19 protein-coding genes are annotated in these 17,765 nt (G+C 69.0%); 10 read left to right on the top strand and 9 right to left on the bottom strand.

Annotation, left to right across the window (positions count from 1 at the left end; all coding sequences use genetic code 11):
* Positions 1–23: 23 nt before the first annotated feature.
* Positions 24–1,406, bottom strand: a complete 1,383-nt coding sequence (locus P6281_RS00180; protein ID WP_008262577.1) for an acyl-CoA dehydrogenase family protein — start codon at positions 1,404–1,406, stop codon at positions 24–26.
* Between the two features lie 95 nt (positions 1,407–1,501).
* Positions 1,502–1,918 carry a WhiB family transcriptional regulator gene (locus P6281_RS00185; RefSeq protein WP_008262579.1) on the bottom strand — a complete coding sequence of 139 codons (417 nt, stop codon included), beginning with the start codon at positions 1,916–1,918 and terminating at the stop codon, positions 1,502–1,504.
* Positions 1,919–2,062: 144 nt separating this feature from the next.
* Between P6281_RS00185 and P6281_RS00190 the strand changes: the two genes are divergently transcribed.
* The 6 genes from P6281_RS00190 to P6281_RS00215 all read left to right on the top strand — a co-directional run bounded on the left by P6281_RS00190 (position 2,063) and on the right by P6281_RS00215 (position 6,344).
* The gene (locus P6281_RS00190) at positions 2,063–2,854 is read left to right on the top strand and encodes a helix-turn-helix domain-containing protein (protein WP_009952746.1); all 792 of its coding nucleotides are present in this window, start codon (positions 2,063–2,065) and stop codon (positions 2,852–2,854) included.
* Positions 2,851–3,669: a C40 family peptidase gene (locus tag P6281_RS00195; protein ID WP_014940919.1), complete on the top strand. Its 819-nt coding sequence runs from the start codon at positions 2,851–2,853 to the stop codon at positions 3,667–3,669. The genes P6281_RS00190 and P6281_RS00195 overlap by 4 nt, the downstream gene beginning before the upstream one ends.
* Before the next feature lie 48 nt (positions 3,670–3,717).
* The gene (locus P6281_RS00200) at positions 3,718–4,080 is read left to right on the top strand and encodes a DUF4226 domain-containing protein (protein WP_009952739.1); all 363 of its coding nucleotides are present in this window, start codon (positions 3,718–3,720) and stop codon (positions 4,078–4,080) included.
* Between the two features lie 130 nt (positions 4,081–4,210).
* Positions 4,211–5,668: a DUF4226 domain-containing protein gene (locus P6281_RS00205; protein WP_014383581.1), complete on the top strand. Its 1,458-nt coding sequence runs from the start codon at positions 4,211–4,213 to the stop codon at positions 5,666–5,668.
* A gap of 50 nt (positions 5,669–5,718) precedes the next feature.
* On the top strand, positions 5,719–6,036 hold the full coding sequence (locus tag P6281_RS00210) for an ESX-1 secretion-associated protein (protein ID WP_008262603.1): 318 nt from the start codon (positions 5,719–5,721) through the stop codon (positions 6,034–6,036).
* Positions 6,033–6,344: a DUF2694 family protein gene (locus P6281_RS00215; RefSeq protein ID WP_008262605.1), complete on the top strand. Its 312-nt coding sequence runs from the start codon at positions 6,033–6,035 to the stop codon at positions 6,342–6,344. The genes P6281_RS00210 and P6281_RS00215 overlap by 4 nt, the downstream gene beginning before the upstream one ends.
* Before the next feature lie 33 nt (positions 6,345–6,377).
* On the opposite strand, the gene P6281_RS00220 is transcribed toward P6281_RS00215, so the two are convergent.
* Entirely contained in the window at positions 6,378–6,521 is a 144-nt protein-coding gene (locus tag P6281_RS00220) for a hypothetical protein (protein ID WP_014378759.1), read from the bottom strand.
* A gap of 82 nt (positions 6,522–6,603) precedes the next feature.
* On the opposite strand from P6281_RS00220, the gene P6281_RS00225 reads away from it, so the two are divergent.
* Positions 6,604–8,343, top strand: coding sequence for a DUF5631 domain-containing protein (locus tag P6281_RS00225; RefSeq protein WP_014383582.1), 1,740 nt, complete (start codon positions 6,604–6,606; stop codon positions 8,341–8,343).
* A 51-nt stretch (positions 8,344–8,394) separates the two neighbouring features.
* On the top strand, positions 8,395–8,721 hold the full coding sequence (locus P6281_RS00230) for a DUF2710 family protein (protein WP_170320646.1): 327 nt from the start codon (positions 8,395–8,397) through the stop codon (positions 8,719–8,721).
* 245 nt (positions 8,722–8,966) lie between these two features.
* On the opposite strand, the gene P6281_RS00235 is transcribed toward P6281_RS00230, so the two are convergent.
* Both P6281_RS00235 and P6281_RS00240 read right to left on the bottom strand, forming a co-directional pair.
* Positions 8,967–9,740 carry a TIGR03084 family metal-binding protein gene (locus P6281_RS00235; protein WP_008262612.1) on the bottom strand — a complete coding sequence of 258 codons (774 nt, stop codon included), beginning with the start codon at positions 9,738–9,740 and terminating at the stop codon, positions 8,967–8,969.
* A 50-nt stretch (positions 9,741–9,790) separates the two neighbouring features.
* Complete coding sequence (locus P6281_RS00240) at positions 9,791–11,077, bottom strand: MFS transporter (RefSeq protein WP_014381567.1); 1,287 nt, start codon at positions 11,075–11,077, stop codon at positions 9,791–9,793.
* A gap of 145 nt (positions 11,078–11,222) precedes the next feature.
* On the opposite strand from P6281_RS00240, the gene P6281_RS00245 reads away from it, so the two are divergent.
* On the top strand, positions 11,223–11,828 hold the full coding sequence (locus P6281_RS00245; protein ID WP_014381568.1) for a YqgE/AlgH family protein: 606 nt from the start codon (positions 11,223–11,225) through the stop codon (positions 11,826–11,828).
* Between the two features lie 17 nt (positions 11,829–11,845).
* Here P6281_RS00245 and P6281_RS00250 read toward each other — a convergent pair whose 3' ends face one another.
* Both P6281_RS00250 and P6281_RS00255 read right to left on the bottom strand, forming a co-directional pair.
* Positions 11,846–12,187, bottom strand: coding sequence for a hypothetical protein (locus P6281_RS00250; RefSeq protein ID WP_008262622.1), 342 nt, complete (start codon positions 12,185–12,187; stop codon positions 11,846–11,848).
* A gap of 66 nt (positions 12,188–12,253) precedes the next feature.
* Positions 12,254–13,429 carry an LpqN/LpqT family lipoprotein gene (locus tag P6281_RS00255; RefSeq protein WP_014381569.1) on the bottom strand — a complete coding sequence of 392 codons (1,176 nt, stop codon included), beginning with the start codon at positions 13,427–13,429 and terminating at the stop codon, positions 12,254–12,256.
* A gap of 184 nt (positions 13,430–13,613) precedes the next feature.
* Here P6281_RS00255 and leuS point away from each other — a divergent pair, with 184 nt between their 5' ends.
* Positions 13,614–16,523: a leucine--tRNA ligase gene (leuS, locus tag P6281_RS00260; protein WP_095662376.1), complete on the top strand. Its 2,910-nt coding sequence runs from the start codon at positions 13,614–13,616 to the stop codon at positions 16,521–16,523.
* 5 nt (positions 16,524–16,528) lie between these two features.
* Here leuS and P6281_RS00265 read toward each other — a convergent pair whose 3' ends face one another.
* Together P6281_RS00265 and P6281_RS00270 are read right to left on the bottom strand one after the other, a co-directional pair.
* Positions 16,529–17,200 carry an SDR family oxidoreductase gene (locus P6281_RS00265; RefSeq protein ID WP_009954166.1) on the bottom strand — a complete coding sequence of 224 codons (672 nt, stop codon included), beginning with the start codon at positions 17,198–17,200 and terminating at the stop codon, positions 16,529–16,531.
* A 57-nt stretch (positions 17,201–17,257) separates the two neighbouring features.
* The gene (locus tag P6281_RS00270) at positions 17,258–17,761 is read right to left on the bottom strand and encodes a MarR family winged helix-turn-helix transcriptional regulator (protein WP_009954167.1); all 504 of its coding nucleotides are present in this window, start codon (positions 17,759–17,761) and stop codon (positions 17,258–17,260) included.
* Positions 17,762–17,765: the final 4 nt, after the last annotated feature.

Below are 17,765 nucleotides of genomic sequence, written 5' to 3' on the forward strand. Positions count from 1 at the left end.
ATCCGCGACCGTACCCGGCCATCTCACTTGCCCGGTGGCCGCAGCACCTTCATGGCCAGCCGCATGACGGGCTCGGGCACCCGATCCTGCATGGACAGGGCGGTGTCGGCGACGCGGGACCGCAACGGCGTACCCCGCCCGAAGACCCGGTTCAGCGGTCCCCCGGACGGCTCGAGGACCACATGCAGCGGCGGGGTGCCGACGGCGGCGCCCAGGGCGTTGGAGATGACCATCCGCTGGATCTCGCTGGTTCCTTCAAAGATGGTGTACAGCTTGGCATCCCGATACCACTTCTCAACCGGGTGATCGGTGATATAGCCCCAGCCGCCCATGGTTTGGATCGCGCGCTCGGTGGCCTTGACCGCTACCTCGCTGGCGGCCATCTTCGACATCGAGCCCTCACCCCGTTCGAAGGGGACGTTGTTGGCCGCCATCCAGGAGGCACGCCAGGTGAGCAGCCGAGCCGCGTCGATCTGAGTGGCGAGTTCCGCGAGCGGGAACGCGATGCCCTGGTTGTCGATGATGGGCCCGCCGAACGCCTCCCGCTCGGTGGCATACGCCGTCGCGTACTCCAACGCCGCCCGGGCGATCCCGATGGCCTGGGCGGCGACCATGGGTCGCGTCTGCTCGAAGGTTCCCAACGTCGCTGAGCCGGAGCGCTTTCCACCCGCCACGACTTCGCGCGCCTTGGCGAGTTTGTGTTCGAGTTTTTCCTCCCCGCCGAGCAGGTTGGCGCGCGGCACGCGCACACCTTCGAAGAGCAGCTCGGCGGTGTGGGAGGCGCGGCAGCCCAGCTTGTCGAGCTTTCGCAGCAGTTTCAGCCCGGGCGTGCCGCCCGGCACCACGAAGAGCGCCTGACCCCGATGGCCGAGCTCCTCGTCGACCACCGCGTTGACCACGTGCACATTGGCGATCCCGCCGTTGCCGATCCACATCTTGTGGCCGTCGATGATCCAGTCATCGCCGTCACGACGTGCACGCGTGCGCAGGTTGCGTACATCGCTGCCGCCTTCGGGCTCGGAGATCGCCAGCGCAGCGAGCTTGAGATCGCCTGGGGTGCCGAAACATTCGGGTGCCCACTCCAGCATCTGTTCCGGGGAGGCGGCCTGGCCGATCGCCGAGAGCGCCAGGGCCGGCATGACGATGGCTAGCCCGATCCCGGCGCACCCCCAGAACAGTTCCTCCATGAACATGGGCAGGGAGATACCGGTCGGATCGCCGATCAGGTCGCGATAGAACAGCGGGCTATAGAAACCTTGCTGGGCCGCCTCCTCGAGCACCGGCCAGGGGAACTCCTGGCGCTGGTCATAGTCGAGGGCTACCGGGCGTATTACGGATTCGGCGAACTCATGCGTGCGTCGGGCCAGATCATGTTGTGCGGCCGTCGGGGTCAGGTCGAACGTCATGGGCGCGCCTTTAAGGTCGACAGACTGGTCTTGCCGACCCCGACTACCCCATTGACCGGTTCAACAAACTGCCGAGCTGGGATTTCGCCGGACGGTCAGGCGGCCGTACGAGGCCCGACCTGGGCCAGCGGCAGATGCAACACGACCGCGGCCACCGGGACCGCCTCATGTTCGTGCCGCGCCAGCAGCGCCGCGTTCTCGGGCAGCTGCCGGGAGTTGATTTCCCCGGACGCGATACGCCGCAGGACGTCGTGGGCGTGCGCGAGCTGGTCACGCTTGCGGTACTGGCCGCCCGGCAGCTTCACGCCTGCCCACACGCCGTACTCCTCGCGGTGCGCGATGGCGTGCTGGGCGCAGCGGCGCTGTTGCGCCAGTGGGCAGCGCCGCAGGCATTGCAGGCGCGCCTCGGTGGCCGACCGTTCGTATGCGCGCGCCTTCGCCGCGCCGTCACCACCGTCGTCGTCGGGGTAGCCAAACCAAAGCTCCGGGTTGGCTGCGCACGGATGTCCCATGTCGGTCTCCTTGTCGAGCGTGAAACGTAGGCAAAAGCGTATATGGCGAGATGGGCCCGACGCAAGAGAAACAACGACAAAAACGTATATCCGCATATCCGAGACCGTGGCTGTGTACTATCCGGCCTATGGCCGGAGCGTGTGGTGAGCCGTGAGTCGGCCGGCGCGGCGATCCGCGCGTTGCGAGAATCGCGGGATTGGTCACTAGCCGACCTCGCCGCCGCGACCGGGGTCAGCATCATGGGGCTCAGCTTTTTGGAACGCGGCGCCCGCAAACCGCACAAAAGCACAGTTCAGAAGATCGAAAACGGGCTCGGCCTGCCGCCGGGCACCTATTCGCGGCTATTGGTGGCCGCCGATCCGGATGCCGAGTTGGCGCGCCTGATGGCCGCGCAAGCGTCGGCCGCGATGCCGGCGCGGCGCACCGGACCGGTCGTGGTCGACCGTCACAGCGACACCGAAGTGCTGGAAGGTTATGCCGAAGCCCAGCTCGACGCCCTCAAATCCGTCATCGATCGGCTTCCTGCGACAACATCAAACGAATATGAGACGTATATTCTGTCTGTGATCGCTCAGTGCGTGAAAGCGGAGATGCTCGCCGCCAGCTCCTGGCGGGTGGCGGTGAGCGCGGGCGCGGATTCGACCGGCCGGCTGATGGAGCATCTGCAGGCCCTCGAGGCGACGCGCACGGCCCTGCTGAAGCGGATGCCCGGCAGCCTGAGCGCGCGTTTCGACCGGGCCTGCGCACAGTCCTCGTTGCCGGAAACGATCATCGCCGCGCTGGTCGGCGTCGACGTCGACGAGATATGGGACATCCGCAATCGCGGGGTCATTTCGCCGGGCGCCCTCCCCCGCGTGCGCGCCTTCACCGAGGCGGTCGAGACGACGGGCCAAGAACAACAGGAAAGCCACGACGGCGCCGAGGGGGCACAGTGAGCCATAGCGAAGTCGAGGCGTTGAGCCGCGCGCATCAACTCTTCGCCGGCAGCACGACGCCTGCGTCCCTGGACGCGGACACCGGGCACTATCGCAGCCTGTTGCGCCGCGCGGCCCGACTGAACGACGGACTGGCCCACGGCGGCTACCAGCTCGCAGTGGACCACGGTCGCGAACGCCTCGCGTCGGCGGCCGGGACCGACGCCGCTGTTACCGAGGTGCTCGCCGGCGCCCACCGAGACCGCGCGCAGGCGCGCGGCCTGACCCAAAACGTCCTCGACGCGGCCCGCGCCGATGCCACCACGCTCCCGTCAACCCCGTTGGCGCAGCGGGAGGAGATGCGCCGCCGCGTGGCGCGACTGCGTACGCAACGGGCCCACGTCGTAACGGCGAGGTCGCGTGCGCGACGCCACCACGCGGCACTGCTGGCGTTGCGGTATCGGCTGCGGCATGGGCGTGGCCCCGGGTTACCGCCGAACGACCGGGCCGCGCTCGCGGTTCGGGCGGCGTTGTCGCGGCTGGGCCGCCCCTACGTCTGGGGCGCCAGCGGCCCGGAGGCGTTCGACTGCTCCGGGCTGGTTCAGTGGAGCTACGCGCGGGCCGGTATTCACTTGGACCGCACCACATATCAGCAGATCAACGACGGCATTCCGGTACCGCGTTCGCAGGTGCGACCGGGTGATCTGGTCTTTCCGCACGCCGGTCACGTCCAACTCGCGATCGGCAACAACCTGGTTGTCGAGGCGCCGTACTCGGGGGCGTCGGTGCGAATAAGCCGACTGGGCAACAACGTTGCGATCCGCCGACCGTTATGACACGCCAACTTCGCCCGGCGATGCGGGCACGACGAGAAGGGTGAGCCGATGCCGGAACAACCCGGGCACTCGTTAGAGGCCGTCGAAGCACGGCGATCGACGCTGGCGAGCCAGCACGGCGCCGTGTCCGAAGCCGACCTTGTGCTGACCGACGTGCTGAACACCGCTCACAGCGCAGCGCGCGAAAGCGTCCGGCGACTGGACGCCATCGCCGAACAGATCGACCACGCCGTCGTCCAGCAAGCAAACCTCGCCGTGGATACACCGATGGGGGCGCGAGAGTTTCACAAGTTCCTGCTGGACAAGCAGCGCGAAATCGCCGCGGTCGTCGCCGGAGCGCGCGAACTCGCTCAGGCGAAAAGGGCTGTGTTGGAGAACCTTCGGGCGCAGTACACCACCGGCAGCAGTTAACCGGAACTAGTCCACAACCATGCTGCTCAATGAATTGTCGGCAGGAACGCCCGCCACTACTGTCGCCGGACATGGAGGGGTCGCGTCACTTTCCGCAGCGAGTGCCGCTGCAGCGCCGGCTGCGCGGCTGATGTCGGCATACGACGACCTGCTGGCCACGGTCAAGTCCGTCCGAGACCGCACCGGCGATCCCAACGCGTGGCAGACGGGATTGGCGCCGACCGAAGTCTCCGCTGTGATCACGCCGACCACCCGCACCGACCAACTCGAGGCGATCGCAGCCAAGATCCGCCGCCAGCACGCGGACGTGTTCGGCGCCGTGCCCGCGAGCGGCCCGCCGACGGGTCGATCCCTGGCGGGAACCGCGACACCGCCGGACCGGGAATCGGGTGCGGCGGCGGACGCCATCGCCAGCGCCGAAGCCGCTCTCGCACAGCAGAATTCCGCGAGTTCGCAACTGGACATGCAAGTGGTGTCGGCCATCCTGAACGCACACCTGAGTGCGGTCGACGGCAGAGAAGCGCTCACCAAGTTGCAGCACGAAACCGAAGCCGCGGTGCTGATGAGATCGGACCTGGACACTCCGGCGGGAGCGCGCGATTTCCAACGTTTCCTGATCGGCAAGCTCAGGGACATTCGCGCGGTGGTCCTGAACGCCAGCCTGGACGACACGTCGAAGTCGGCGCTGATGGCCGCCTGGACGTCGCTCTACGACGCGTCCAAGAATGAACCGAATCGCCCGGAGGAACACGCGCCGGCGGCGTCCGTTGGTGATGCGCCCGCGGTCGGTGCGGTCGCCGAGTCGAGCGATACCGACTCCGAATGGGATCCGCTGCTGGACTCGCTGTTGGCCGATGATGACGGACTGTGGCCCGAAGACGCCCCGGCGCCAGATCCGGCGGCGGGCGCCCCGATCCCAACGGCGACGGAAACGCCGATGGCGCCCCCGATGCCCAACTTCGGTGGTGGGCCACTTCCGGGCCTGGGCACCATGCCCGCCTCCACGGCGGGGTGGGAAGCGCCGGGCGGCCTTCCCTTTTCGGGCGGCGACGCGGACGATCCGGCGCTGCAGGACTTGGCCGGCGAAGAACTACCGGACGCGCAGGAGGAAGACCCCAGCGCGCACGACGCCTCGGACAATCCCGACGAGAACAACGACCCGCAGGACGTGTCATCCCATGAGCCAGCGGATGGCCCGACGCCGGTGACCCTGCCCGACGGCGAGACAGTGACCGCCGCCAGCCCACAGTTGGCAGCGGCGATCCAGGCCGCCGTCGGCGGCACGCCGATCGCGGAAGCCTTCCAACAACAGGGAATGACCATTCCCCCACCGGGAACGGCGGTCGCCAACCCAATCGATGCCCTACGGGTGGGCCCGGGCGACATCGGTATGTTCACGGACCGTCACGCGCTTGTCCTGGGCCCTGACAAGGCGCTTCTCGATGGCCAAATTCAGCACATCGCCACCGTGAGCGGACCGAACTTTCTAGGCTGGGAGCATCCGCCGGCGGCGGCCGTGCCCGCGACCGCGCCGACTAAGCCTGAACCACCGACACCTACCCGGCCGGCAACCTCGTCGACCACCTGAGAAAAATGAACTCGCCGGCACGTACGGCGGTCGTCAACAGGAGACAGCGGATGGCAGATTCGATACATGTGGTGCCCGCGCACTTACGTCAGGCCGCCGCGCATCATCAGGACACCTCGGAGTACTTGCGCACCGTCCCGTCGTCGCACGCCGCGATCCAGGAGAGCCTCGATTCGCTCGGGCCGATCTTTAGTGAGCTGCGCGATGCCGGCCGCGAGCTGCTCGAGCTGCGACGGCAGTGCTATGAGCAGCAGGCCGCTGACCACGCGGATTTGGCCGACCAATTGACCGTATCGGCGACGATGTGGGAACAGCACGAGCAGGAGGCTGCACGCAAGTTCGGCGACGTCGTCGACCGCGGTCGATGACCGACGCGAATCCCGCTTTCGACACCGTTCACCCGAGTGGGCACATCCTGGTCCGCTCTTGCCGCGGCGGATATATGCACAGCGTCGCGCTGAGCGAAGAGGCGATGGAAACCGACGCCGAGACTTTGGCGCAGGGCATCGTGCTCACCGCGGATGTGTCGTGCCTCAAGGCGTTGCTGGAGATCCGCGACGAGATTGTCGCGGCAGGGCACACCCCTTCCGCCGAGGTTCCGACCCCCCGGGACCTCGACGCCGCCATCGAGAAGTTGCTGGCGCACAAACTGCGCCGCCGCAACGGCGGACGCTAGCCGTCCTGCACGAATCTCAAATGCAACGCGGTGCTAGCGCAGCCACGGCTTAGCTGCGCTGGGATCGGGAGCGATCCCCGTGGGCGGCTCGACGGGATTGGGGCCGAACAACTCTCGCGCGCGGGCGAGTAGGGCGCGCACCTCGTCGAGTTGCTGCTGCAGTGCAGATTCAGCCATGTCCCCACGCTACCCAGGCCGTTGCGGGCGCACAATTCACTGACCGCACAAGTCGAACGCCCGCTGCCGGTACGCTTAGCTGGTGGCGATCTTCGGTCGGATGACGGCGCGTCAGCGCCTCCGGAGGGCTACCCGGGAATCGCTGGCGATTCCGGCTTTCAGCGCTCCCATCGACTGCACCCCTTGGGTGACAGGCGGGCTGTGGCCTGCCGAATTGTCGACGGTCACCGCCGAAACCGCAACTCTCGCAGAGTATCTCAAGGCCGACCTGCAGCGCATAGCCAACGGCGCCAACGACCAACTCAAGATGCTCAAGCGGGCGGGCATGACCGACCCGGCGCGCCAGGCGGCCGAGGCGCGAGTCATCGAGGAGGCACGCGGCCGCGCCGTGCGCCGAGTCGAATCGACGATCCGCTATCTGCACACGGTGCAGAGCGGTGCGCAGCCCCCCGCCGCCGCCCCGCCCACCCTCGAGGGTCCGGGCGCTGACCTGGACAGGACGCAGGTGCTGCCCGCGGTCCGCGAGGTCGACGACGTCGCCGAGCCACCCCCGCCGCCCCCGAGATGGCGTCCCCGCCCGGCCGAACCGGTCGAATCGGTCGAGCCGGTCGAACCAGCCGAACCGGTCGAACCGGAGGCGGGCGAACCGGAAGCCACCCACGCTGAGGAGCCGGCCGCGGCCCCCGATGTGTCCCATCTCGAGGAGACTCAGGTCATCCCGGTCGTCTCCGAAGCGGAGCCGGTCGTCGAGACGCCGGTGGACCCCGAGCCCGAGCCGGTCGAGGAGCCCGCCGCAACCGGCCGCCACCATGCGGTGGTGGACGAGCCCGCAGCCGGCGACGAGCCGACGGCCGGGCCGGAAGCAACCCCCGCCGAGGACGAGCCGGCCGACGTCGCCGACGCGTCGCACCTCGAGGAGACGCAGGTCATTCCGGTGGTCACCGACGCGGAACCCCCGTTCGCGGCGCCGGCCGATCGCGCGCCGGCGCCCGTCGAGGAACCCGTCGAACCCGTCGAGAACGGGCGCCACCACGCGCCCGCGGAGGAACCGGCGGAGGACACCCGCGACGAGCCGGCCGCGGTGAGTCAGGAAGTTCCCGTCGAGCCGGCCGCGGTGAGCCAGGAAGCCCCGGCCGAGGAGGCCGAACCCGTCGTAGCCGCGCCGACCGCCATCGAAAAACCGGTGACCCCAACGGGTTTCGACAACGCCCGGCTGAACCGGCTGCTTGAGTTCGTGGTCCGGCAAGAGCCACGGCTGAGTTGGGCGATCGGGGATCGCGCCGACGGGACCACGGTCTTGGTCACCGACCTCGCCCACGGCTGGATCCCGTCTGGCATCAGCCTTCCCGCAGGCGTGCGGCTGTTGGAACCCGAGCGACGCGGCGGCAGGGTCGCCGCACTGATCGGCGACACGGCACGCGTCGTCACTTACGCTCCCGGTGATTCGTTGCGCCGCTCGGCCGACTTCGCCGCGACGCGATCGTCGGTGGAGCCACGCCAGCTGCCCGCCATCGATGACCTGGCAAGGGTGCTCAGCCAAGCCACCCGGGCGCACGCCGAACTGCCCAAGATCGTGACGCGGCTGGCCGACGCCACGGCCGCCGGGACGTTCGTCGTCGATCAGGAGGTCGACGTGCTACGCGTGCACCTCGACACGGCGCGCTATCAGCTGCTGGTTCAGTATCCGAACGTCAATCCGGGATTGCTGCTCAAGTGCATGCTGATGGCCGCCACCGAAGGCATTGCCAGCGGCGACACGGTGTCGGCGAACTATCACCTCGCGTGGTATCGCATGCTCGCCGGGTCGACGCCCGGCGGTTGAGTCGAGAACCCATCGCGTATGAATTGACGCTGGTCGGAGGGGTCGACGATACTGTTCCTCGTGTCGGGTTCGGGCAGTCGCGCGAATCTCAGCGATAAGGATCTCGTCGAATCGGTTCTTCGGGAACTGAGCGAAGCGGCCGACAAGTGGGAAGCCCTCGTGGCGCAGGCCGAGGCGGTGACCTACAGCGTCGACCTGGGCGACGTGTACGCCGTGGCGAATTCCGACGGTCGCCTGATCAAACTGACCCTCCATCCCGGTGTGATGACCGGGTACGGCCACGGCGAGTTGGCCGACCGGCTGAACCTCGCGATCACTGCGCTGCGAGAAGAGGCCGAGGCCGAGAACCGGGCGAGTTACGGCGGCCCCCTGCACTGATGGCGCTTACGCGCTCATCGCGCGGGCTCGGTTGACGGGCCCCCCCGCGTTGGTCACACCGGTCGTCTCTCCGGGTGCTTGGTGCCCACCTCGTAGCGACACCGTGCGTTCGACGGGCCGGCGGCACCGCGCTGGATTTTGTCGCTGTGAGGCGGGCAAAGGATGGGTGCCGACTCCGAGCGACGCACGAGACAGAAGTGGCGCTCCGCGTGACCGGCACCCGCGGCTTCAGCCAAATCGCGCGCTCATCGCCCGGCGCCGGGAGGTCCCGCGAAAGCCTGCGCGATCTCCAGCCAGCGCCGCGCGTCGGCGCCCTGGGCCGTGATGTCCAGGGCGCTCAGCGGGCGCCGCTGGGTGACCAGGTAGCAGAAATCCTCCGCGGAGCCGCTGACCCGTTGCTCAGCCTCCGGCGGTCCCCAGGACCAAATGTCACCGCCGGGTCCGCGCAGTTCGACCAGGAACGGTTCGGCCGGGGGCGCGAGATTGTTGACGGCGAAGGCGAAGTCGCGGGTGCGGACCCCCAGATGCGCGATCGACCGTAGGCGGTCGGTCGCGGGCCGCGTGACGCGCAGCGCGTCGGCGACGTCGAGACCGTGCGCCCACGTCTCCATCAACCGCGCGGTGGCCATCGAGGCCGCACTCATCGATGGGCCGAACCACGGGAGTTTGCGGCCGGCGGTGACCCCGAGCAGCTCCTCGTGCAGCCGACGTCGCGTGGCGCGCCAGTCGGCGAGCAGCTCGGCCGGCGCCAGGGCCGCAAGTTCTTCGGCACCCTTGTCGACGAAGCCCGTCGGGTCGGCGGCCGCACCCGCCAGCACGTCGGCGAATCCGGGCTCGTCGGTCACCGCGATCAGGGCGACGCGGTCGGTCCACAGCAGGTGTCCGATCTGGTGCGCGATGGTCCAGCCGGGCGCGGGCGTCGGGTCGGCCCAGCGCTCGGGCTGCAACGGCGCGACCAGGGCGTCGAGCGCCTCGCTCTCGGCGCGCAGGTCCTCGACCATGGGTGCGGGACCGGTCATCGCTGCGCTCCCCTGCCGGCCGCGGCGGTTGGACACCTCACGTCGTCACCCTAGCGATCATTCGCCTGCTCGCCGCGGCGGCCGATGAAGCTGTGCACCGCCAGGCCGGCCAGGTAGAGCACCGAGCCGAACAATGCGAACGCGGGCGCGTGTCCGTCGCCGGGGATCAACGTTCCGGCCACCGTGATCGCGACGATGAACGCCACCCAAAACAGCGCGTCCTGCACGGCGAACACATGCCCGCGAAGAGCGTCGTCGACATCCATCTGGATCGCTGTGTCGGCGCAGAGTTTGACCACCTGACCGGTGACGCCGAGGAGAAAGCCACACGCCACCATGACGGGGACCAGCAGCTGGGCGCCGGCGATCTCGATGATCGCCGAGGCCGCCAACGCACCGTTTGCCGTGGCATAGCGCCCCCACCGCCGGATCGCGGGCGGTGTCAGCAGGTTGGCCAAAAAGGCGCCCAAGCCCGCCGCGCCGAAGAACAGCAGCGCGGTCCCGAATCCCCCGCCATCGGCATCGGGCATGTGATGGACCAGCAACAGGACCAGCAGCGAGTTGATGCCGACCACCATCCGGTGCGAGGCCAGCCCCGACAGTGTGGCGCCGACCGTCGGGCGCTGCGCCACCGTGCGCGCACCGTGCAGCCAGCCGGTGACCACCGCGTAGATGACGGGGCCGTGGATCGCGCGCCGGGTGTCGTCGGGGCCCAGCGCCCGCGGACCGAACCGCCACGACAACAGCAACGCGATCGCCACGGGAATCGCCGTGATGAAGACGATGGCCGAGGCGCCCTTGTCGCCGGCGCCGAAGACGAACCGCGGCACCAGCATGAAGTTTGCGCCGACGAACGCCGCGATGGCACCGACCGCGGTCGCCACCGAGTTCATCGTCACCACCTGCTCGCGCGGCACCACATGCGGCAGCGACGCGGACAGCCCGGACCCGACGAATCGGGCTAAGCCGTTGGCGAACAACGCGCCCAGCAGCAGCGGCAGGTCGCCCGCCCGGACCGCCAGGATCGTGCCGATCGCGGCGACGAGGATCAGGCGGCCCGCGTTGGCTCCGACGAGCACGAGCCGGCGGTCCCACCTATCCATCAGTGCGCCGGCGAACGGCCCCAGCAGCGAGTAGGGCAGAAACAGGACCGTGAAGGCGCGCGCGATGGAAAGCGGATCGGCCGCGCGATCCGGGTTGAACAGCAGCGCTCCGGCCAGCGCCGCCTGAAACAGTCCGTCACCGAACTGGCTCGCCATGCGCACCTGCAGCAGCCGCCAGAAGTCTGGCAAACCGCGCACGGACCGCCAGATTTCGACGGGTGCGCTGGACTGCATCCGGGTTGGGATCACCGAAACCGACTTTCGCGATTGGGGCTGGCAAACTCGTGCGCTCAGAGCTGTCCCAACAACAGTACAAATCGCCGTGGCCCGCGGTCGCGATTGCCCTGGGCGACGATCGGCCGGATGCGATGATGGTGGGGTGCCGCCGCCGGAGGATCCAGAGGACTATGTCGCACCCGCCGCGCAACGGGTGCGCGCGGGGACTTTGCTGCTCGCCAACACCGACCTTCTCGAACCGACGTTTCGGCGCAGCGTGATCTACATCGTCGAGCACAACGATGGCGGCACGCTGGGTGTGGTGCTCAACCGCGCCAGCGAAACCGCGGTGTACAACGTGCTGCCCCAGTGGACCAACCTGTCGGCGAAGCCGAAGACGATGTTCATCGGGGGCCCGGTGAAGCGTGACGCCGCGCTGTGTCTGGCGACGTTGCGCGTCGGCGCCGATCCGCACGACGTGCCGGGCTTGCGGCATGTGGACGGCCGAGTGGTGATGGTCGATTTGGACGCCGACCCCGACGCCATCGCACCCCTGGTGGAGGGCGTGCGGATCTTCGCGGGATACTCCGGCTGGACAATCGGTCAGCTCGAAGGCGAGATCGAACGCGACGACTGGATTGTCTTGTCCGCCTTGCCCTCCGACGTTCTCGTCGGGCCGAGGTCAGATTTGTGGGGTCACGTCCTGCGTCGGCAGCCGTTGCCGCTGTCGCTGCTCGCGACCCACCCGATCGACATCAGCCGAAACTAGGGCTCCCCAGCTAGAAGTCAGTGGCACGACTGTGTGCAGCCGGCGCAGCTGCCCGCGCACGCGGGCGCCGCCGCTTCCTGGCGCAGCGCGAAACGCGCGCTCTGCCAGGAGCCCGCGGCCAGCGTCCCCAGCGCCCCCGCGACACACACGATCAGCACCACCAGTGCGGTGTGCGGGACCGCGGCCAGCGCCACCACACCACCGGCGCCCAGCATCACCGCGGCAGCCAACTGGGTGGGCGCCATGGCGCGCAGCGCCAGCGCCGTGGCGCCGAAATTCCGATTGTGCGCAAGCGACCAGGTGCCGAACCCCGCCGAGGCCACCGCCGCACACATGCACAGCACGCCCGCAATCAGCATGGGCCCACAATACGAGCCGGGTTGGCCGCCCGCTCATCCGGCTCTGCGGGGTGGGTGCCGCCGGGCTCAGTGCTGGAGGAACGAAAAGTTCGGCAGCGGCGGCAAGCCGGGCACCATGGCCAGCAGGCTGGGCGTGTGCTGCTGGTTGGGCAGCGGAGTCTGCGCGGGGAGCCGGGCCGGGGCCGCGGGTGTCGTCTGGGCGAGCGGCACCAACGGAGCCGTGGCGGGGGCCGGGGCGGCCGGGGCAACCGGGGCGACCGGGGCCGCTGGGGTGGCCGGGGCAGCCGGCGCCGGGGCGACCGGAGCGGCCGGGGCGGTGGCGGGTGCCGGAGCGACGGGTGGCTGGGCGGGTCGCCCGACCGGCGAGGCGGCCGGGGCCTGGGCCGGCGCCGGGGCGGCACCGCCGGGGGCGTTGACCCGGAAACCGTTGATGATGGCGTCGGTCGCCGGGGCGTCGGCGACGCTGACCGCGCGGTCGGTGGTCACCGCGAGCGAGACGAGGTACTTGTCGGGTCCCGACGTGGCGATGACGTGGCGCCGGGACGTGTTCAGCGTCAGGTCCCCGTCGCGGTAGGTGCCCTCGACGATGGACGACGGGAAGCCCCCGAAGTCGGCCATCGAGGCATTGGTGGGCTGCCACGCCGGCAGTTTCTGGCTGTCGACGTAGCCGTGGGTGATCGCCTCTTTCGGATCGAAATCCCCGACCAGCTTGTACACCACCACCTGGGCGTTGGAGGAATAGATGCTGCTGCCGCGCCGATCGGCGATGACCGCGAACGCGTCGGGCACGTTCGGGTCGGGCACCTGGGTCCAGCGGGCGGGCACCGGCAGCGTGATGTCGAGCGCCTTGAAGTTCTGCGGCTTCTGCGCCTCGAGCTTGACGCCCTTCGACTGCAGGAATTCACGAATCGTGCCGGAGGTCGCGGGAACGGGAGCCGGGGCCGCAGCCGGGGCCGGAGCGGCAGCCGGGGCGGCCGCGGCGGGTGCCGTCGTTCCTGGAGTCCCGGCGGTGGCCGGCGGCGCCAGGGGAGTGGCCGCCTGCGGCGCGGCGAGGTATCTGCTCGGAGGCACCAGCTCGGGCCCGAGGTTCTGCGGCGCCTGCGCGGGGACGGCGGGAACCGGTGCCGGCGCCGGGGGCAACGGGTCCGCCGATGCGGTGCCGCTCGCAACAACCGCCAAACCCATCAGGCCGGCGACCATGCCGCCGAGAAGTGCCCGGTGGACGGGGACGATGTCAATCATCTGCGTCGGTCCTTCCCATGGCTCAAATACCAGAAGCCGTCGATAGTGGCCGACTGTAACTAGAGGTCAAAGGCGGTGAACAGGCCCGAAATACACCTGGGATGAACCCCTGATCGGCGCGCAACGGAACCGAGACCAACCTGTGGCCGGCGAACGGCCGTGTCGGCCCTTATACCCTGTTCAAGTGACCGAATCCCCGACCACTTCGACAGGCGGCGGCCCTGGCGCCGCCCAGCCGGACTCCGACGCGCCGCCGCATCGTTACACCGCGGCGCTGGCGGCCCGGATCGAGGGCGCGTGGCAGGACAACTGGGCGAAGCTGGGGACGTTCAATGTGCCCAACCCGGTCGGATCGCTGGCGCCGCCAGACGGGTCTTCGGTCCCCGACGACAAGTTGTTCGTGCAGGACATGTTCCCCTACCCGTCGGGGGAGGGGCTGCACGTCGGCCACCCGCTGGGCTACATCGCGACGGACGTGTACGCCCGCTATTTCCGCATGACGGGCCGTAACGTGCTGCACGCGTTGGGGTTTGACGCATTCGGGCTGCCCGCCGAGCAGTACGCCGTGCAGACCGGCACCCACCCGCGCACCCGCACCGAGGCCAACGTCGTCAATTTCCGGCGCCAGCTGGGCCGCCTTGGGCTGGGCCACGACAGCCGACGCAGCTTCTCGACCACCGACGTCGAGTTCTACAAGTGGACGCAGTGGATCTTCCTGCAGATCTACAACGCCTGGTTCGACACCGCCGCCAACAAGGCGCGTCCCATCGCCGAGCTGGTCGCCGAATTCGATTCCGGGGCGCGCCGGCTCGAGGACGGGCGGGACTGGGCCGCCCTGTCGGCGGGGGAGCGGGCCGACGTGATCGATAGCCACCGGCTGGTCTACCGGGCCGACTCGATGGTGAACTGGTGCCCCGGGTTGGGCACCGTGCTGGCCAACGAGGAGGTGACCGCCGACGGCCGCAGCGACCGCGGCAACTTCCCGGTATTCCGGAAGCGGTTGCGGCAGTGGATGATGCGGATCACCGCCTATTCCGACCGGCTGCTCGACGACCTCGAACTGCTGGACTGGCCGGAGCCGGTCAAGGCCATGCAGCGCAACTGGATCGGCCGGTCCACCGGCGCCAAGGCGCTGTTCGCGGCGACCAAGGCCGACGGCGAGGCGGTCGACATCGAGGTGTTCACCACCCGGCCCGACACGCTGTTCGGCGCCACCTACTTGGTGCTGGCCCCCGAGCACGACCTGGTCGACGAGCTGGTCGCCGCCGCCTGGCCCGACGGCACCGACCCGCGTTGGACGTATCGCGCCGCGACGCCCGGCGAAGCCGTCGACGCCTACCGCAAGGCCATCGCCTCGAAGTCGGACCTCGAGCGCCAGGAGAGCAAGGCGAAGACCGGCGTCTTTTTGGGCAGCTACGCCACCAACCCCACCAACGGCAAGCCCGTGCCGATCTTCATCGCCGACTACGTGCTGGCCGGGTACGGGACCGGGGCCATCATGGCCGTCCCCGGCCACGACCAGCGGGACTGGGACTTCGCCCACGAGTTCGGCCTGCCCATCGTGGAAGTCATTGCCGGCGGGGATATTTCGGAAGCGGCCTACGCCGGTGACGGGGTGCTGGTCAACTCCGGCTACCTCGACGGCCTGGACGTGGCTGCCGCCAAGGAAAAGATCACCGCCCGCCTGGAGTCCGAAGGCCGGGGCCAGGCCCGCATCGAATTCAAGTTGCGCGACTGGCTTTTCGCCCGCCAGCGGTACTGGGGTGAACCGTTCCCGATCGTCTACGACGCCGACGGACGCGCGCACGCACTCGACGAAGCCGCGCTGCCGGTCGAGCTGCCCGACGTGCCGGACTACTCGCCCGTGCTGTTCGACCCCGACGACGCCGACAGCGAGCCCTCGCCGCCGCTGGCCAAGGCCACGGAATGGGTGCACGTCGAGCTGGATCTCGGCGACGGCCTCAAGCCCTACACCCGCGACACCAACGTGATGCCGCAGTGGGCCGGCAGCTCCTGGTACGAACTGCGCTACACCGACCCGCACAACTCGGAACGGTTCTGCGCCAAGGAGAATGAGGCCTACTGGATGGGCCCGCGGCCGGCCGAGCACGGCCCGCAGGATCCCGGCGGCGTCGACCTGTACGTCGGCGGCGCCGAACACGCCGTGCTGCACCTGCTCTATGCGCGGTTCTGGCACAAGGTTCTCTACGACCTGGGACACGTCAGCTCGCGGGAGCCCTACCGCCGGCTGGTCAACCAGGGCTACATCCAGGCCTTCGCCTACACCGACGCCCGAGGGTCGTACGTGCCCGCCGAAGAGGTGGTCGAGCGGGACGGCCGTTTCGTCTACCCGGGACCCGGGGGAGAGGTCGAAGTCTTCCAGGAGTTCGGCAAAATCGGTAAGAGCCTCAAGAATTCGATCTCGCCCGACGAGATCTGCGACGACTACGGCGCCGACACGCTGCGGGTCTACGAGATGTCGATGGGCCCGCTGGAGGCCTCCCGGCCCTGGGCGACCAAGGACGTCGTCGGGGCCCACCGATTCCTGCAGCGCGTGTGGCGGCTGGTGGTCGACGAACAGACCGGTGAGACGCGGGTCCTCGACGGGCCCGCGCAGGAGCTCGCCACCGGCACCCTGCGGATGCTGCACCGCACAATCGCCGGAGTCGCGGAAGACTATGCCACACTGCGCAATAACACGGCCGCGGCCAAGCTGATCGAATACACCAACCACCTCACCAAGGAGCACCGTGAGGAGGTGCCCCGCGCGGCGGTCGAGCCGCTGGTGTTGATGCTGGCGCCCCTGGCTCCGCACCTGGCCGAGGAATTGTGGCTACGGCTCGGCCACACCACCTCGCTGGCGCACGGGCCGTTCCCGGTGGCCGACCCCGCGTACCTCGTCGACGACACGGTGGAATACCCGGTGCAGGTGAACGGCAAGGTGCGCGGACGCGTGACGGTGGCCGCCGACGCCGACCAGGACACGTTGAAGGCCGCCGCGCTGGCCGACGAGAAGGTTCAGGCGTTCCTGGCGGGTGCGAACCCGCGCAAGGTGATCGTGGTCCCCGGCCGGCTGGTCAACCTCGTCGTGTAACGCCGCTACCGACCGGCCGGCCGAAGCATCACCTCGTGGACGTGCCCGTCGGGTGGGGTGGCCACCACGTTGGCGACCGCGGCCGCAACGGTTTCCGGCTTCAAGAACTTGGCGGGATCGTAGCTTCCGCCTTCGAATTCGATGAGTTCGCGTTGCATGTCGGTGTCGGTGCGGCCCGGATAGACCGTGGTGACGCGCAAGTCCGGCTCGTCGTTGCGCAGGGAGTCCGCGAAGGCGCGGACGGCGAACTTGCTGGCCGAATAGGAGGCCATGCCGGGCGAGACGTTGCGGCCCGCTCCGGAGTTGATGAAGATGACCTGGCCACGGGCGCGTCGCAGCGCGGGCAACAGCGCCAGCGTGAGTTCCACCGGCCCAAAGACGTTGACGGCGAAGGTGGCACGCCACTCGTCGACGTGGGAATCGGCGACGTTCCCGGGGATCGACAGTCCCGCGTTGTGCACGAGCACGTCGAGTTCGTCCACGATTTCGCAGGCGGCCTCGATGTCGCCCCCGTCGGTCAGGTCCAGTGGAAAGGTGGTGGCATCGAGTCGCTCCGCGACCGCGTCGAGCCGATCGGATGGGCGGCCGGCCAGCAGCAGGGTGTGCGTCGGTGCCAGCGCCGTCGCGATCGCCGTACCGATCCCGCGTCCGGCGCCGGTGATGAGTGCAGTGGGCATGTGGAAAGTCTACCCAGACCCCAACGGCAAGCGAAAAGCGTTGAACGCCAGCAGCTTTCAGGCTTCCTGGCGGGCGGGCGGCACGCCGGCCGGGCCGGACGTGGGGTCGCCGGACGCCAACCGCTCCAGCGGCGCCAGCGCCTTCATCAGGGTGTCGAGGTCGTCGGTGGGGAGCTGGCTGAGCATGGCGGCCAGGGCCGCGCGGCGGTTGGCCAGCGACTCCCCGTGGACGGCTCGCCCGCGCGGGGTGATGTCGACCAGGACCGCCCGCAGATCGGACGGGTCGCGGGAACGCTTGACCAACCCCACCTTCTCGAGCCGGCGGATCGCCACGGTCGTGGTGGGAGTCCGCACCCGTTCGTGCGCCGCCAGATCGGTCATCCGGATGGGCCCCTGATCGAGCAAGGTGACCAGGATCGACAGCTGCGCCAGGGTCAGTTCCCCGGCGGCGGCCCCGCTGGGGTCCCCACGCCGCAGCATGGCAAACAATTTGGACAGCGCACGGTGCAAACCTTCGGCGAGCTCGGCAACGTCGGCCGGGTTCGATTCGCTGTCTGCCATAAAT

The organism is Mycobacterium sp. 5-140-3-2 (assembly GCF_035666375.1).
In the GTDB taxonomy this organism is placed as follows: domain Bacteria; phylum Actinomycetota; class Actinomycetes; order Mycobacteriales; family Mycobacteriaceae; genus Mycobacterium; species Mycobacterium intracellulare.

Bases quoted from the DNA above. Each gene is read 5' to 3' on its own strand.
- P6281_RS00255 (WP_014381569.1), bottom strand. From the start codon at position 13,429: ATGATTGACATCGTCCCCGTCCACCGGGCACTTCTCGGCGGCATGGTC.
- P6281_RS00205 (WP_014383581.1), top strand. From the start codon at position 4,211: ATGTCGGCATACGACGACCTGCTGGCCACGGTCAAGTCCGTCCGAGAC.
- P6281_RS00215 (WP_008262605.1), top strand. From the start codon at position 6,033: ATGACCGACGCGAATCCCGCTTTCGACACCGTTCACCCGAGTGGGCAC.
- P6281_RS00200 (WP_009952739.1), top strand. From the start codon at position 3,718: ATGCCGGAACAACCCGGGCACTCGTTAGAGGCCGTCGAAGCACGGCGA.
- P6281_RS00265 (WP_009954166.1), bottom strand. From the start codon at position 17,200: ATGCCCACTGCACTCATCACCGGCGCCGGACGCGGGATCGGTACGGCG.
- P6281_RS00180 (WP_008262577.1), bottom strand. From the start codon at position 1,406: ATGACGTTCGACCTGACCCCGACGGCCGCACAACATGATCTGGCCCGA.
- P6281_RS00270 (WP_009954167.1), bottom strand. From the start codon at position 17,761: ATGGCAGACAGCGAATCGAACCCGGCCGACGTTGCCGAGCTCGCCGAA.
- P6281_RS00220 (WP_014378759.1), bottom strand. From the start codon at position 6,521: ATGGCTGAATCTGCACTGCAGCAGCAACTCGACGAGGTGCGCGCCCTA.
- P6281_RS00185 (WP_008262579.1), bottom strand. From the start codon at position 1,918: ATGGGACATCCGTGCGCAGCCAACCCGGAGCTTTGGTTTGGCTACCCC.
- P6281_RS00210 (WP_008262603.1), top strand. From the start codon at position 5,719: ATGGCAGATTCGATACATGTGGTGCCCGCGCACTTACGTCAGGCCGCC.
- P6281_RS00240 (WP_014381567.1), bottom strand. From the start codon at position 11,077: ATGCAGTCCAGCGCACCCGTCGAAATCTGGCGGTCCGTGCGCGGTTTG.
- P6281_RS00250 (WP_008262622.1), bottom strand. From the start codon at position 12,187: ATGCTGATTGCGGGCGTGCTGTGCATGTGTGCGGCGGTGGCCTCGGCG.
- P6281_RS00235 (WP_008262612.1), bottom strand. From the start codon at position 9,740: ATGACCGGTCCCGCACCCATGGTCGAGGACCTGCGCGCCGAGAGCGAG.